Origin of the sequence: Microseira sp. BLCC-F43 (genome assembly GCF_041929235.1) — a bacterium.
Taxonomy (GTDB): Bacteria; Cyanobacteriota; Cyanobacteriia; order Cyanobacteriales; family Aerosakkonemataceae; genus Microseira.
In genome coordinates this window covers 12,655-28,920 of sequence record NZ_JBHFNP010000342.1, presented here as the reverse complement: position 1 = coordinate 28,920, position 16,266 = coordinate 12,655, and the positions used below count along the sequence as shown (strand labels likewise).

General features: G+C 45.3%; 9 protein-coding genes. 2 read left to right on the top strand and 7 right to left on the bottom strand.

The window, feature by feature from the left end; genetic code table 11:
* Positions 1-225 precede the first annotated feature (225 nt).
* The gene (locus tag ACE1CM_RS44875; RefSeq protein WP_374886009.1) at positions 226-5,373 is read left to right on the top strand and encodes a PAS domain S-box protein; all 5,148 of its coding nucleotides are present in this window, start codon (positions 226-228) and stop codon (positions 5,371-5,373) included.
* Here ACE1CM_RS44875 and ACE1CM_RS44870 read toward each other — a convergent pair.
* Complete coding sequence (locus tag ACE1CM_RS44870) at positions 5,370-5,783, bottom strand: ATP-binding protein (RefSeq protein ID WP_374886008.1); 414 nt, start codon at positions 5,781-5,783, stop codon at positions 5,370-5,372. The two genes, ACE1CM_RS44875 and ACE1CM_RS44870, sit on opposite strands and share 4 nt — an antisense overlap.
* Positions 5,784-5,910: 127 nt before the next feature.
* On the opposite strand from ACE1CM_RS44870, the gene ACE1CM_RS44865 reads away from it, so the two are divergent.
* Complete coding sequence (locus ACE1CM_RS44865; protein WP_374886006.1) at positions 5,911-7,059, top strand: PP2C family protein-serine/threonine phosphatase; 1,149 nt, start codon at positions 5,911-5,913, stop codon at positions 7,057-7,059.
* Between the two features lie 191 nt (positions 7,060-7,250).
* Here ACE1CM_RS44865 and ACE1CM_RS44860 read toward each other — a convergent pair whose 3' ends face one another.
* The 6 genes from ACE1CM_RS44860 to ACE1CM_RS44835 all read right to left on the bottom strand — a co-directional run bounded on the left by ACE1CM_RS44860 (position 7,251) and on the right by ACE1CM_RS44835 (position 16,239).
* A complete protein-coding gene (locus ACE1CM_RS44860) occupies positions 7,251-7,628 on the bottom strand; it encodes an STAS domain-containing protein (protein WP_374886005.1) in 378 nt (125 codons plus the stop codon).
* 61 nt (positions 7,629-7,689) lie between these two features.
* Entirely contained in the window at positions 7,690-8,388 is a 699-nt protein-coding gene (locus ACE1CM_RS44855; RefSeq protein WP_374886004.1) for a PIG-L deacetylase family protein, read from the bottom strand.
* 29 nt (positions 8,389-8,417) lie between these two features.
* Complete coding sequence (locus ACE1CM_RS44850) at positions 8,418-10,403, bottom strand: glycosyltransferase (protein WP_374886003.1); 1,986 nt, start codon at positions 10,401-10,403, stop codon at positions 8,418-8,420.
* Positions 10,404-10,420: 17 nt separating this feature from the next.
* Positions 10,421-12,211, bottom strand: a complete 1,791-nt coding sequence (locus ACE1CM_RS44845; protein ID WP_374886002.1) for a DUF3131 domain-containing protein — start codon at positions 12,209-12,211, stop codon at positions 10,421-10,423.
* A 5-nt stretch (positions 12,212-12,216) separates the two neighbouring features.
* Complete coding sequence (locus ACE1CM_RS44840) at positions 12,217-13,335, bottom strand: hypothetical protein (RefSeq protein WP_374886000.1); 1,119 nt, start codon at positions 13,333-13,335, stop codon at positions 12,217-12,219.
* A gap of 15 nt (positions 13,336-13,350) precedes the next feature.
* Positions 13,351-16,239, bottom strand: coding sequence for a DUF3131 domain-containing protein (locus ACE1CM_RS44835; protein WP_374885998.1), 2,889 nt, complete (start codon positions 16,237-16,239; stop codon positions 13,351-13,353).
* Positions 16,240-16,266: the final 27 nt, after the last annotated feature.

Here is a 16,266-nt window from a genome sequence, read left to right as displayed (position 1 = left end):
CCAAAGTCTCGAAATGTAGGGTGCGTTAACGAAGTGTAACGCACCGTCACCACCATATATGAAGTTCAGGAGTTACGGTTCTACAATAAATATAGTGGAACGGTGCACGCTACATATAAGAACGGTGCCGTACTCTGCTCGAAGAGAGCACCCTACATTTAGAAACTTTGCGTCAGTCCTGAATAAATATAAACTCTAAAATCTAAAATCTAAAATCTGACAATTGTGGTTTTTCAAATTATCAAGCCACTGCAATTTCGCCGGAAGGTAGCCGCTCTAGTAAGCAAGGCTAGAGAACTACAACAGGCAACAAAAAGGCGCAAGAAATTTTTCCAGCGCATTCGGTCTGGGTTTGGATTGGCGTCGGTTATTTTAATATTGATTGGTGTGGTTTCATCTCGAAGTATTGTCGATCTCGTCAAGACTAGCAAGTCGGCGGCACAGTCGCATCAGGTGATAGAAAAGCTAGAACACATACTTGCTGAGATTACAAATGCCGAGACTGGTCAACGGGGCTATGTGATTACTGGAGAAGAGTCGTATCTAGAACCTTATAACCAGGCGATCGCGCACATCAACCAAGACATTAAGGAACTGAGGCAGTTAACGGCTAATCATCCCGCAGCGAGGCGGAAACTCGATATCCTAGAACCTTTGGTAGCAAAAAGGCTGACCTTAATCGATACAACCATTACCTTGCGGAAATACCGAGGATTTGAATCGACATTGAAGTTTATCCGCAAGGAGAAAGATAAACCCGCCAGCTTAATGGAGGAAATCCGCTCGATTGTGAGGGAGTTGCAAACCCAGGAGCGGGCATTGTTAAACCAGCGAGAAAAATCCGCCAAATCGAGTGCTAAAAACACAATTATCGCCTTTTCAACCAGCATTGTTCTGGCTTTTTTGATTCTGGCTTTCGTGTATTATCTGATCTATCGCGAGATTGTCGAACGCAAGGCAGCAGAAGCATCGCTCAAGCAAGAACGGAATTTTATTAGCGCTATTTTGGATACAGCCAGCGCTTTAGTTTTAGTTGTAGACCTTGAAGGAAAAATTATCCGCTTTAACCGGGCTTGCGAGCAAACAACGGGTTATTCCTTTGAGGAAGTAAAGGAGCGGCAATTCTGGGATTTGTTGTTAATTCCTGAAGAAATCGATCCAGTAAAAGCTGTATTTGCCTCGCTGACTAGCGGTAACTTGCCGAATGAATACGAAAATTATTGGGTCACCAGGGATGGGAGACGGCGACTAATTGCCTGGTCAAACACTGCGCTGCTGAATCAGGATGGATCGATTAAATACATCATCAGTACTGGCATCGATCGCACCCAACGCAAGCAAGCAGAACGGCGTTTGCGGGCGCAGCAAACAATCACCTACATATTGGCAGAATCTAACACGTTTACAGAGGCGATTCCCAAAATTTTACAGGGGATGTGCTTCAGCTTGGGATGGGATTGGGGCGAACTTTGGGGCGTAGATCGGCAGTCGAATTTGCTGCGTTGCATTCATACTTGGCACGTGCCGTTATTGGCAGATGAAGCTTTGAAAAAGCCAAGAGAAGTGTTTGAGGTGGTTACCAGGCAGATCTGCTTTGCTATGGGTGAGGGATTGCCCGGTCGGATCTGGGCTGGGGGTAAACCAATTTGGGTGGTAGATGTGGTAGAGGAGGATTATTTTCTCCGCGCTCCAATGGCGGCTAATTTAGGACTGCACGGTGCTTTTGGTTTACCAATCAAAGATGAGAATGGAATTTTAGGGATACTGATATTTTTCAGCCGTGAAATTCAACTGCACGATGCCGAGTTACTCAAAATTATGGCGGCGATTAGCACTCAAATCGGGCAGTTTATCGATCGCAAACAGGCAGAATTAGACCTGCGGGAAACAACGCGGTTACAGCAGGCGATTTTAGAGAGTGCAAATTACGCGATTATTTCCACAGATGTAGATGGAATTATCCGCACTTTTAATCCAGCAGCTCAAGCATTGTTGGGATATGCGCCAGCAGAAGTAGTGGGGAAAAAAACCCTTGCTTTTTTTCACGATAAACAGGAACTATCGGCAGTAGGGGGGAAAGGGATAAACTCCCGATTGGAAGCAATTTTAGCCCAAGCGCGACATGGCGAACGCATTGAACGCGAATGGTCTTATATCCGCAAAGATCGGAGTCGCTTTCCAGTATTGTTATCGGTCAGCGCGCTGCGTGACGCAGAACATAACATTACGGGTTTTTTGGCAATTGCCAGCGATATCAGCGATCGCAAGCAAAAAGAAGCCGCACTCAAAGAAAGCGAAGAAAAATATCGCTCGGTTGTTAACAATATCAGAGAGGTTGTTTTCCAAACTGATAATCAAGGTTTGTGGACATTTCTCAATCCCGCTTGGACCGAAATTACCGGCTTTTCCATCGATGAAAGTATCGGCACTGATTCGTTTAATTGCATCCATCCCGATGACCGCCCGCGTCACGTAATGCTGTTTCACCCCTTGATTGAAGGTAAAAAAGAATACTGCCGTCACGAGGTGCGCTATCTGACAAAAGATGGCGAATTTCGCTGGCTGGAAGTATACGCCCGCCCGCTCCGGGATAAAAATAATGTAATATTAGGCACATCTGGCACCCTCAACGACGTAACCGAAAGGATGCGGACGCAAGAGGCGCTGCGGGTGAGTCAGGAACGCTACGAACTGGCAATTAGTGCGGGCAATGTGGGCGTCTGGGATTGGAATATTCTCACGGGGGAAATCTATATCGACCCCACGATTAAAGCGGCGCTGGGCTTTACAGATATGAATATTCCTAACACCTTGGAGGGGTGGCGAAGTCTTGTGCATCCAGAAGATTTACCACTGGTGTTAGAGGCTACCAACGCTCATTTAGTAGGCGAGAGCTTCCAGTATGAAATAGAACATCGGCGACTGCATAAAAATGGCAGCATCCGGTGGGTTCTCTCTTGCGGCACGGCATTTGAAGACGGGGAAGGCAGAATGTGTCGCATGACCGGGACGGATACGGATATTACGGAGCGCAAGTTGGTACAGGAAGCATTAGAAAGAGAGCGACAGCAATTGCAACAAATTATCGCCAGCGCCCCCGTAGCTATGGCAATGTTTGATACAAACTTGCGCTATTTGGCACACAGTAATAAGTGGTTAACCGATTATGACCTGGAAGGTATGGTAATAATTGGTTCGAGTCAATATCAAGTTTTACCGGATATTCCGGATAGATGGAAAGAAATTTATCAACGGGCGCTAAAAGGGGAAGCGATCGCATCGCCAGAAGATGTATTTGAACGGGAAGATGGCTCGAAAATTTATCTACGTTGGGCAATAGAACCTTGGCGTCATCCCGATGGCAGCGTCGGTGGGATTGTGATGGTTACCGACACGATTAATGAGTTAGTAGAAGCAAGGGAAGCCGCTTTAGAAGCATCGCGATTTAAATCCCGATTTCTCGCGAATATGAGTCACGAAATTCGCACCCCCATGAATGCGGTTTTGGGAATGACCGGGTTATTATTAGACACTAATCTCGACTCAGAACAGCGAGATTTTGTCGAAACAATTCGCATCAGCGGGGACGCGCTTTTAAGCTTAATTAACGAAATCTTGGACTTATCCAAACTCGAAGCAGGCGAGATGGATTTAGAAATCTTAGATTTCGACCTATCTATCTGCATTGAAGAAGTATTAGACTTACTCGCTCCCCAAGCTCATGCTAAAGGATTGGAACTTGCCGGTTTAGTGTATCAAAACCTTCCCATTCAACTGCAAGGCGATGCGGGGCGCTTGCGACAAATCCTCACCAATCTAATTGGAAATGCGATTAAATTTACCAGCGTTGGAGAGGTGGTGTTGCGAGCAGAACTGTTATCAGAAACCGCTAGTAGCGCTACAATTTGCTTGTCGGTGACGGATACCGGAATTGGCATTGCCCCAGAAAACCAAAGCAAACTTTTTGCGCCTTTTACTCAAGTCGATGCTTCTACAACGCGCAAGTACGGCGGGACGGGTTTGGGGTTGGCTATCTGCAAGGAGTTGGTTACTTTAATGGGAGGAGAAATTGCCTTAGAAAGTCAGTTAGGCAAAGGTTCTAAATTCTGGTTTACAGTTACTTTCCCTAAAGCTGTTTCTGCTGTTGAAAATCCAAAAATTCTTGCTCAGCGGCGGTTGTTAGTTGTAGATGATAACGCCACCAATCGCAAGGTTGTTTACCATCAAGCGGCGCGTTGGGGAATGCAAGTCGATGAGGCGGATAGTGCGGCGGCTGCTTTGAATGCTTTACACGCGGCTTGGGCCCAAAATATGCCCTATGATGTGGCGTTAATTGACCTGCAAATGCCCCTAGTTGATGGCGTCACTTTGGGAGCAGAAATTAAGGCAGATTTAACTTTAGCTGAAACGCCGCTGATTATGCTTGCCTCCACGAATCAAAGGGAGGAAGCGCAGCGTGCAATCAAGATAGGATTTGCGACTTATTTGGTTAAACCGATTAAACCATCCCGGCTTTTTAAGGCTATTACAAATGTTTTAGAATTCCAAACAGAACCTGGAATTATATCGGATGCCCAATTACCAATTACCAATTACCAATTACCAATTACCAATTGCAAATTAAGAATTCTCCTTGCTGAAGATAATTTGGTCAATCAAAAAGTAGCGCTGAAGCAACTGAAAGGTTTGGGCTATGATGCCGATGTCGCCGCGAATGGGGAAGAAGTTTTGCAGCTGATTGAAAAAATCCCCTACGATTTGATTTTGATGGATTGTCAAATGCCGGTTCTCGATGGTTTTGAAACTACGCGAGAAATTAATCGCCGTCCTGAAGAATCTTTCCCTGGCGGGCGTCGCCCTTTAATTGTCGCGATGACGGCAAATGCGAGGCAAGAAGATCGACAAAAATGTCTCGATGCCGGGATGGATGATTATTTGAGTAAGCCTATTTCTAAGGAAAAATTGGCTGAATTTTTACAGCGGTTTAGCCGCGCAATTTTACCGACAGAAGCAGGGATTTCGGATGAAGAAACAGAGGCAAGTTTACCCGATATAGATTGGGAATACTTGCATCAGCTATCTGAAAATAACGAAGAATTTGAATTAGAATTGTTGCAGATGTTCGTTGAAGATACTCAAGTTCATTTGGAGGGAATTAAACGGGCGATCGCATCGAATAATTTCCAGCAGTTTGAGCGAGAAACCCATCACATTAAAGGTGCTAGTGCCAACATCGGCGCGACTGCTATGCAGGTAACCGCAGAAAAATTAGAACAATTGGCTCGCTGGCAAAAGCTAGAGGAAACTACGGATTTATTAGCACAATTAGAACAAATTTTCAACCGCATTCAAGCTGATTTACAAAACCGTTAATAACCTTTGGAAATGAACATACAATTACGCTCGTTGACTTGGTCGTAACTAAAATTATCGGCTAACATGGATATAATTTTCAACCCCCGCCCTCGCTGGTCGTCATTGTCTTCAAATTCGGGAATTTCTTGCAATTTCTGGTTTAAGTTAAACGAGGGGCCATAAGACCAAATCCGAATTTCTATATGCCGTTCAAACCGCGTGGCTTCAAGATCAATTGGCGTTTCTGGCGGTAAATCTTTATGGGCGTGTTCGGCAATATTCGTAAAGGCTTCCCAAAGCAGCGTTTGACACTTATACCAGGTATCTTTATCGGGAATGGGCGGCTGATTCAACTGCTCAAACCACGACAATACTTCTGCACACACTCCTAGATCTGTCTTGACTTTAAGATTAATTTTTTTTAACATTGTGCTGACCTAATTATTCTATTCTTTTAATTGTAATATGAAAGAATCTTCGTTAAAAAAAAATATTTAGTTATACTAAAATAATTACTTGATTCTGCGATAGCGTGACTTAGAGTTTAAAAGATTTATGGTAAAAATTTTAATCATAGATGACGATCCCACCTTGCAACTGATTTTAAAAAAAAATCTCCAAAACCAGGGTTATGAAGTAATTTTAGCCAGCAATGGCGCAGCAGGAATTGCCCAAGCCAAACAGCACCATCCGGCTTTAATTATTTGCGACTGGATGATGGAAGAAGTGGATGGATTGGAAGTGTGTCGCCAGATTAAAGCGACTCGAGAATTGGCAACGACTTTTTTGATTTTGCTAACGGCGCGCAGCAATGTTGAAGATCGGATTAAAGGACTCGATGCAGGGGCGGATGATTTTGTTTCCAAACCGATTGAAATGAATGAATTAAAGGCGAGAGTAAGGGCTGGGTTACGGTTAAATCAGCTATACAAAGATTTGCAAAGCCAAAAGCAAGCTTTAGAGGGGGCAAATCAAAAGCTGCAAGCCGAATTAGACGAGGCGGCGGAATACGTGCGTCGTCTTTTACCCTCTCGGTTGAAAGGAACTGTGACCACAGAGGCGCGGTTCATTCCATCAGCAAGATTGGGGGGCGATTGTTTTGATTATTTTTGGCTGTACGATAGCCTTTTAGTCATGTATTTGTTGGACGTATCGGGACACGGAGTCGGGTCGGCGCTGCTGTCGGTTTCTGTGTTGAATGTTTTGCGATCGCAATCCCTCCCTAACACTAACTTTTTTCAACCCAGCGATGTCCTGAAGTCCCTCAATAATGCCTTCCAGATGGAGAACCAAGGCGAAAAGTATTTCACAATCTGGTACGGAGTTTACGACCAAATTAATCGGAAACTGATTTATGCCAACGCCGGACATCCACCCGCAGTACTTTTATCCGGCACATCTGAAAATACCCAAGTTAAACGATTGGAATCTTCAGGTTTACCAATTGGCTTCTTACCTGATACCGAGTATGAAGATGGTTATTTAGATATCTCTCCTGGCAGTAATTTGTACGTTTTTAGCGATGGCGCTTACGAAATACCTCAACCAAATGGCGAGATTTGGGGAATCGATGCTTTTATTGACTCGCTGACCAAGACAAATAATTCTAATCTGGAGTCAGTCATAGACCATATTCGCAATGTGAATCGCCATCAACCTTTTGATGATGATTTGTCTTTGTTAAGGGTTAACTTTGGTGGCTAATGCAGTAGGGGCGGGTTTATAACAATTCGCTGAACTGAGGCAGATCCTCTCTGATCTCGTTCCCAGGCAAGAGCCTGGGAACGAAAGGCGCGAACGGAGGCAGATCCTCTCTGATCTCGTTCCCAGGCAAGAGCCTGGGAACGAAAGGCGCGAGGATCTGCCTCGCTTTAAAATACCGGGTTTCTAGGTTCTTATTCTGTTTCCAGAATAGCTTTGTTGAACTCTTCTCGATTAGCAAAGGGGGTTAAAACCCGATCCATTTTAGTCAATTCAAACAAGATTCTGATTTGGTCGTTAATTGAGCAAATATAAAATTTACCCCCAGCCGACCGTACTGTTTTGCAAGCTAACAATATTGACCCTAAACCAGAACTATCCATAAACGATACCTTCTGGAGATCTACTAATACTATTGCCACGCCTTTGTCCACAATATCGCTAACATCTCGACGCAGTTTATTTCCCTTAATACCGTCTAAAATTCCCTCTGGTTCAATGACTTGTAATACATCATTCATTTTCAACATTGGTTTTTCCTGATGATTCTTTTTTCCTTCTAATTTTGACATGTTTTGCCTCTGATATCAAGGTTTTTAACAACTTTTAACTCTGGGGATATAGCCGAAAAGTTTAACGACTTGCTAAAGCTGTGAAAAATCTAGCATCAACGCAATGCCGAGAAATTTCAAAAGCTTCAAAATAGCCGTCTTTTTGACCTAATTCCCGCGCCCAAAACCGAGATAGAACCAGGATGGCATCGAGTTGCATAAAGGTTTTCTCGCTCTCGGATTCATAACAACCAATCGCGGCAACTTTGTCCTCAATTACCGAGCTAATATCGACAAAAAAGTTAGGTTCAAACCCGCGCAGAAAAACCGGCGGCGCTGAGAACCAGAGCGGAATATTTTTGCGCGTTGCTACGTTAGAAACCGCAACCGAACAAATTTCATGATCTCGGTGTCCGTATTTCTCCGATTGGGGGGCATGCGTAATAATTAGATCGGGTTGAATGCGCTGGATTGCTGCTTCCGCAACCCTGATGACTTCTTGCGTTGAGAAATTGCACTCTTGCAGCGCGTAAAACTCATAAATTGCACCGATAATCTTGCCTGCTGCTTCGGCTTCCTCGTGCCGTTGACCTTTGATAGATGAACGAGAAAGATTGCCATCGGTTAAGATTAAACAGCGAACCTTCCACCCAGCTAGCGACATCAAACGCAAGGTTCCAGCAGCCGGTAGCACTTCATCGTCAGCATGAGAATAAATTGTCAAAACAGTCCGCTGCTTGGAGTTGGAAGAAGAAGAATTGGAAAATAAATCGGCGTTCATGACCTCTGGTAAATTAAGAAAATAACAGATTAAGCATCAGCAGGTGGTTGCCACATAGATGCGCGAATAACGCTCCACAAAAGTGACAAGTTATAAATTGCCCAACCTGCATTTAATAGATGCACCCAGGGATATTCTAAACTGCCAGTCGCGAAGTGGAAAAGGCTCCACAACATGCCTAAAATAGTGAGGCCGAAGATGAGTAATTGAGGCCAAACCAGCCGGACGTAAATTCCAGCTTGTCGCTGTTTAGGCGTTACTTGGAATTTAATCGGGCGATTGGTAAATACGCTCACGACTGCTTGGATAAACAGGGGAAACAGAGCGATCGCATATTGTTCCGATCTCCAAAGTTCTCGCGCCGGAATGCCCCAAGTCGCCGCTAAAAACGTCATCCGGTTCAGGATAAAAGCTGGAAAAAAGTGAATGGCAAAATCAGAACCGTAGCTTTTAACGGGTATCGTTTCCGTGAAAAAATAAATAATCGGGCAGACAATAAAAACCAAGGTAGCAAATCCGGAAAAATAGCTATACATGGTTTGGAAATACTGTAGCCGCTGCCAAAAAGTCAGCCCAGGTTTTGTGAGGGGATTTTCCCGCAGTAAAACTTGAATCGTTCCTTGAGACCAACGCAACCGTTGTTTTAAAGTAGAACTAAGGTCATCGGGTGCTAAACCTTTTGCCATTAATTCGTTGTGATAAACAGATTTCCATCCAGCAGAGTGCAGGCGCATTGCCGTATTCATATCTTCGGTAATACTGATGCTGGATACGCCCCCAATTAATTCCGCTTCATATAACCGATTCTCGTCCTTTGCCCAGTCATCAGAAAAATGCTGCAATCCCACACTAACTAGGGCTTCACGCCGTATGATCGCATTCGTTCCTGTATAAAAAGCGGCATTCATACCATCTTTTCCTTGCAGGATGGGGCCATAAAATAAATGCGCGCTATGTCCGAAAACATCGCCCTGAGGAAGGTTATAAAAATCTTGGGGAGTTTGGACAAAGCCAACGCGATTGCTTTCGTATTTTCCTTTGAACAAATCGTAGGTATAAAAATACGGCAAAACCCGCTTGATAAAGTGTGGTTCCAGAATATGATCGGCGTCCATTGTCATCACAAACTCGCCCGATGTGTCAGCTTCAAACAGGGCGTAATTAATGTTACCGGCTTTCGCATGGTGCGGCTTACCCGCAGGTTTTGGACGAGCAATATAGCGCAGGCGCGACAGTTCAACTAATTCTACTTCTTTTTCATAAATCGCTTCTTCAAGTAATTGCCGTTCTAGTTTTAGGCGTTCTTTCAGATTTTGAGACTTAGGAGGTATACCCAGCACGTATTGTCGCAGACTTTGTAAAAATTGCACCACCGTATGTTTAGAATAGTCGTCGGAATAGGCTTGCAAAAATTGTTCCGCTGCTTGCACGTCGGGTAAGAGATTATCTAATTCTTGAAGACGCTCAACTAGACCCTCGCGCTCACCATCAATTCGCTCAGCTTCCCGTTGCAATAAGGGCGATTGTAAATCTTCTAAACTTAACTTTTCCGTCATCGCCCGCATCGCGTTTGAGTTGCCATCATCTAACACGTAAACGCGCAACTTTGTCGGCGGATAATCTAAAGCCAAAGCCGATTTAGCAGTTGCTTCTACAATATCGATTGGCTCGTTATAGCAAGTGACAAAAACATCAACTGTAGGCCATTGTTCTTTTGGTAAAGGTGGCGTCATTTTATCAAAAGATTTCACCTGACGTTCTACGGGACGCCATAACCCGATGGTGAACATCACGCCGCCAAAATAGCTGTAAATTTCTGCCAATAGCAAGGGAATTGCTAGCCACAGCGCATCAAAGTTAACCGAATGGGTGATGCGCCAGTACAAATACCACGCGCCAAAAATTAAGTTAATTTCTGCCAGGTAGCGAAATAATAGCGTGCGCTTTTTCAGCCTAGTGCGAATATTGCCGGAAAAGTTAGTTGAATTTTCTAACACAGAATTGGAAGTAACCATCACACCTCAACTAAGAATTAAAAAACTAAAGAACGCCCGCCTCTTGCTTGGTAAAGCAGGCTTTCTAAAACTACCGCATTTGTATTAACGTCAATTGCGTTATTGACGCCCAAGCGAGGATTTTCATAGCGCCCTGCTAGATAGCCTCGATGCGGGGCTGCTAAGTTTTGTACTGACTCCCGCAGCTTTTTAGCATAGGGTTCGTTTGGCATTAGTGCTGCCCAAGCAAATGCAGCTTTTGTACTTAAAAATCTCAAATGGGGGAAGGTTCTCCCCTCAATATTAATTGGCATCCAAGATTGACCGTTAGCATAGACGCTGTAGTATAAAAAGTAAGGCGGACGAGCGATGGAATCTTCGTTTACGGCTGTCAAGATTCCCGTAGTTTCAAAGCGTTTTGCTTGCAATTTGAAAATATTTAAAACGTGAGGCTTAATCGAATCATTCCAACCCAACTCTAAGCCCCAGAGTAAATAAGGGTCGCTGGTTAAATAATTACTCGCGCCAGAATTGCTTAAATTTCGTCGATCGATTTGTAATTCAATACCATCAATTTGAATTGTCCTAACGGGTGGATTGTTTAAAGCATTTACTGCTTCGATATTCCATAGTTTTAAACTATAGGCGGCATATTGTTCGTAGCCAAATCGCCCTTCTTGTACGAGGCGAATTCTGCCGTTGCTACCTGTAATTCCACCTTGTAACCAACCGTCTTTAACCAGTTGGGATAAATTCCATTTCGCAACGATCTGATCGCAGCGTTCTTGGAATTGGGGATAATGCGATCGCAAAACCCGCAATCCGATCAAAAACCTCGCCATATCCAGCGCCGACCATCCGCTTGTCCCCCTGGGATCGGGTGTATTATCCAAACGCATCATCTGCGCTGTATTGGTGCTATAAGCTTTATTTGGCAACCCCGTTGCGGGGAGGGGCAATCTTTCCAAAGTCTGCAACAATCGATTTATTTTGTTGTTAAATTCCTCGGTTTTAATTAACCCCAATTGGTGCGCCGCGTGCATCCCTAAAATTGCACTACCCTGATCCCACCAAGTCGTCCAAGGATAGTTTTCCACCGAATTAACAAAACCCGTTTGAGCATTCCAATTGCGATCAAAATACTGCCAAGCGCGTCTAGCAGCAATTCTATCCGCATCTGTCGTTAATCTCGGTGGATCGTCAGCGACAGGTGGCGCAGCGGGTGGTGCAATCTGGCGTGCAGGTTGCGGTGGCGATACCTGTTGAACTGGTTTCTGAATCGCAATGGGGGGAGGTAAAGAAGGTTTTTCAGCGGTTGCAACATGTTCTTGAAAAGGTATAGCAGGCGGTGGTGTTGTAGGTAGCGAGGGACTAGGAGGTTGCCAATCTCTGTGATAATAATCGGGCAAAGCGATTAATTGACGGCGTTCAAGGAAGAGATACGGAGACGCGGAGACGGGGGGATGCGGAGACGGAAAAGGACGCTCTGAGTGGGAGACAAGGGAGAGTCGAGAGTCTTGTGCAAGAAACCCGGTTTCTCTGAAAAATTCTGGGTTTGACAGGCAGAAATCGGCGCAGAAACCGGGTTTCTGACTCCACCCATCCCGCCCGGAAATAAATTTCCGGGCTAATAGCGAAAGTCCATTAAAATGGACTGAAAATTTTGGCTCAGTCGTCTTTAGACGACTTTCGCTATTAGCCAGGGAATTTATTCCCTGGCGGGTATTGCAGCAGGTTGACGAGCATTGCCATACCTGTACCTCCGGACAAACCAATTGTTGCTGATTGGTTGTCGCGCATAAAAATACTGGTAAAATTGCGATCGTCATTGCTATCATTGTCGATTTATCTCAGTCGGTGAAACGTAAGTAAAAGCAGGATTGCTAACAGCGGTTTTGTAACCATCCGATTTGTTACCGTTGTCATTGTAGAGCGCCCAATCACATTCTTTATCGATGTTGAAATACATAATGCCTTGCACTCCGGGAGCAGCAGCTAGATAAGTGTAAGCATCGTTAACCCATTTGTCTTTATCACTACTATTTGCGCCAGTTTTGTTGTAACTGGTGCTGGCGGTTTGAGCGATAAAAATTGGCTTGCCAGGAGCCATTTTTTCCATCCGTTCGATGTAAGGTTTAAACGCATCGGCGGCGTTCCCCCAGTTTTTCCAATCCGATCTAGGACAGTAGCCCCAATTGTAAGCGCTGAATGCGACTACATCTACTTTATCGCTTCCCGGATAATAATTCTCAAATCGATGCCCCTCTTCACTCCAACCATTCGGTGCAAACACCCAACGCACGGCATTTCTCGGTACGCCCGCTTCGGCAAAAATCCGCTCAATCCGTTCGTAAGCTAATTTAAAGTTTACCGGATCTTTGCCGTAAGTTTCATCTCCCAGGATGTTCATTTCTTGCATCGGGGCAATATACGCAATTCGCCCTTCTCCTTTACTTGCCCAATTTGCATAAGCGCGGGCAATTTTTCTCAGGGAATTGTCAATATCTCCCTTAGCAACTTGTGCCGCCGTGCGGGTAGTATCTAAATTGATAAAAGCGGTGTATCCGTTCTGCCGCAACTTTTCTAGACGCCCTCCTACGTTAAATGCGGGATTGTTGTCTTCCATGTTCATAAATATACCAGCCAAGGTATGCCGCTTACCCGCCCATGCATCTATTTGGCGCAATTCGGAATCAATTACCCGCTGATCTCCGCCATAGCCTTTGGTGTAAAGTCCTAACAAGACGGGAGGTTTAGAAGCCGATACATTTTGCGACAATCTGGGGCGAGGATTAGTTTGTTTAACAGCCGTTTGTAGTACGCGCTTTAGCGCCCCGTTTGTAGTAGGCGCTAAAGCGCCTACCGCTACTGGTATATTTTGCATCCCGTAAATGCTACCCCCCAGCACCAGGAGGCATATTAATCCAGGCGATCGCTTGATAAACTTCAGCATTTCTTCACCTCTAACTCACTTAGTATCTAATTTGACGGAAGTTGCTGCGGTTGCCGTTCCCGTTTTATCAGTAGACACCCAGTAAGTGCCAGTATTATCAGAAACCAAGCGTGCTTTCGCCGTTGCAGTCATCGGTAAACCGCGACCGGAATTTCCCCGTTCAACTGCCTCCCACCAAGGGGAATTCATGGCTTTAATCGGGCGGATTAAAGGTTGCCGATTGGTTGCCTGGTACAGTAAAGATTGCAAAATCGTGCTATTCGTAGTTCCGGTGAAGCCAAAGGCGGTTTTGCCGGTTTTTTCGTAAAAGCCTTCATAATATCCAAGTAATGGATTATATAAGTCTGTCGTCGCCTGCCATAATTGACGGGCATATTCATCGTCGGGAAACAGGGCGTGAAAGGCAAACGCGGCGGCGGTGCTGACCATGCGTGTATCATCGGATACTGGTTTACCGTCATTCCCCAGCGCCGCCCAAGGTTCTCCCTGACCGATAATCGTGCTATGTACGATGTAAGGTTCGCGGTCAATTAACGTGGTGGCTGAGGCGGTGAAAGTGCCGGTACTACGGTAGCGCTGAGCTTGGGCGCGCAGCATTGCCGTAAGGAATTGGCGCATTTGTGGTTCTGGGCCTAATTCCAAACCGTATGTCAGGAAAGGATTGCTAACCGTGTATTGATTGATACTTGAATTTACATTCGCTCTTTTGCGTTGCGTCGGGATGTTAAAATCTTCTACCTTGCTGGTTTCGTACTCGCCGCCGATGGCTGAATTTGCCACATCAAAACCCCACATCTGAAAGGCGCGGGCGGCGTATTCTTCGTAACCCAAGCGAGTTTCGGGGTTGAAGCGTTGGGAAGGTTGCCCGGTATCATCTTTAACAGAAACGGCACTGTAAAGCATCCCATCGCGCACAACTCGCAGATACGACCAATTCAACAACAGTTGATCGACGGCGTTGGTGTATTCTGGATGGTAACTTTTTAAGTTATAAAGTGCTGCCAGAAGTCGCCCAATATCTAATGCTGAAAATCCCGTTGGTTCGGCAACTGGTTTTGAATTGTAATCTACAGGTTGTAATGTGCGAATATCGTATCCCCGCGTCGGTAACTCGGCAGCAAATAAAGGTAATTTGCCTAAAGCTGCTAACAAATGTCGGGTGCGTTGGTCAAATTCTGTCTCTGAAATAATCTCAAGGGTATCTGCTGCTTGCAGTGCGGCGAGATAATCGCCCAATCCCCATATTGTTGCTGCTTTTGTGTCCGATCGATCGCTCACCAACCCAGTTTTCGGCTGATAATTGGCCCTAAAATAGCTCCACGCTACCTCAGCATACCGCCGTTCTACAGCCGTCAGCGGTCTAGCTAACTCCAAACGCGAGGACAATTTCCCCACCGAGGGAATGGGTGCGACTGCAACAACGTTAGTTTCCGCAGGTTTTGCCGTCGCAGTTGCCGCCGGGGGTGGTGCGGTGGGAGTTGGCGCACTCTGTGGTGCGGTGGGAGTTGGTGCAGTCTCAGGTGTGGGATTCGAGGGTGCAGCAGCAGCATTATCCCCAGATGGTGAAGCAAAAGTGACTAAATTTGACCCAATTAAAGGGCGATTCCCCCTCGCTTTGAAATAAAGGATTTCCAGAATTAACCCATTGGTATTGCCCGTGAGAGATTTATTCGGTTGTTTGCTTTCCTCATAAAGTCCGGCGTAGAAACCGCCGTTATCAGGACTTTTCAAACTTTTTACCGCCTCAAAAACTTTTTGGGCATAAGGGTTATCTGGATAAAGATAGCGCCAGCCATAAGCTGCTTTGGTGCTAATGTTGCGAAACTGGGGAATCTGTTCGTTTTTTTCGGTAATCGGTGCCCAAGCTACCCCGTTTGCATAAACGGTGTTGTAGATAAAATAAGGTGCTTGGTCGAGGTTATCTTCTGTTACCGCCGTTAGCTGCCCTGTGGATTCATAGCGACGCTTTTGCGCTTCAAAAACCCTGGCGGCATATTCTTTCAAAACCCCTTCTAACCCAAATTCAATTCCATCTAAGATGTAGGATTCGCTGACTACATAATTGTTGGCATTGGTGGCTTTGTAGTCGCGGGTATCTACCGGAATTTTGACCTTGTTTACGTCAACAAATTTAAACGGTTCTAGCGCCAGTGCTTTTGGTGCTTTAAATCCCCAAAGTTCGTAACCTCTGGCTGCATATTCCTCGTAACCCAATCGCCCTTCTTGCACCAACAATGTTTTGTTGTCAGGTAGAACAGTCGCCCCAAAAAGTTGTCCTTCTTGGAGAGACTTTGCCACGTTCCACTTCGCGACAATTCCTTTTAGCCAATCGTTGTATTGAGGATGGCAGGTACGCAAAACGTGGAACGCGGCAAGGATGCGACCAATATCCAAAGCAGACCAACCAATTCCTCGTTCTATGGGATTATTTCCATAATCAACCATTTGCCCGTTGGCTGCGTTATAAACCTTGTTGGGCAAGGTATCTTCAAACAGTTTCAAATTGCCGATATTGGTGAGAAATTTGTTGAGGCGATTGTCAAAATCTGCTTGGTCAGTTAAATTCAGCCAGCGCGCGGCATTGAGTGCCATCAAGTAATTGCCCATATCCCAAAGCGTGCCGGAAGGATAACCGCCAGTTGAGTTGGTAAATCCCGTCGCTTGCTGATAGTTATTCAGGAAATATTGCCAAGCAGTTTTAGCGTCAGCAAGTTCTTCTGGCGTTAGGGGTGAGCTAATTTCAGCGCAGACATTCGATGTCGCAGCGGCTGGGGTTTGAGCAAGCGATCGCATCCCAGTACCAATCACCACTAAAGGCTGGAACAACAACCCCACTAAAAATAGGGAAATCAGTTTTATCCGCTTGTTTAGATACCGTTTTATTGCCATGAATTTTTCTTTCATTTCAATCTAACCGTTCTTTCCCCTTGA

Bases quoted from the DNA above. Each gene is read 5' to 3' on its own strand.
- ACE1CM_RS44870 (WP_374886008.1), bottom strand. From the start codon at position 5,783: ATGTTAAAAAAAATTAATCTTAAAGTCAAGACAGATCTAGGAGTGTGT.
- ACE1CM_RS44865 (WP_374886006.1), top strand. From the start codon at position 5,911: ATGGTAAAAATTTTAATCATAGATGACGATCCCACCTTGCAACTGATT.
- ACE1CM_RS44860 (WP_374886005.1), bottom strand. From the start codon at position 7,628: ATGTCAAAATTAGAAGGAAAAAAGAATCATCAGGAAAAACCAATGTTG.
- ACE1CM_RS44855 (WP_374886004.1), bottom strand. From the start codon at position 8,388: ATGAACGCCGATTTATTTTCCAATTCTTCTTCTTCCAACTCCAAGCAG.
- ACE1CM_RS44850 (WP_374886003.1), bottom strand. From the start codon at position 10,403: ATGGTTACTTCCAATTCTGTGTTAGAAAATTCAACTAACTTTTCCGGC.
- ACE1CM_RS44845 (WP_374886002.1), bottom strand. From the start codon at position 12,211: ATGACGATCGCAATTTTACCAGTATTTTTATGCGCGACAACCAATCAG.
- ACE1CM_RS44840 (WP_374886000.1), bottom strand. From the start codon at position 13,335: ATGCTGAAGTTTATCAAGCGATCGCCTGGATTAATATGCCTCCTGGTG.
- ACE1CM_RS44835 (WP_374885998.1), bottom strand. From the start codon at position 16,239: ATGAAAGAAAAATTCATGGCAATAAAACGGTATCTAAACAAGCGGATA.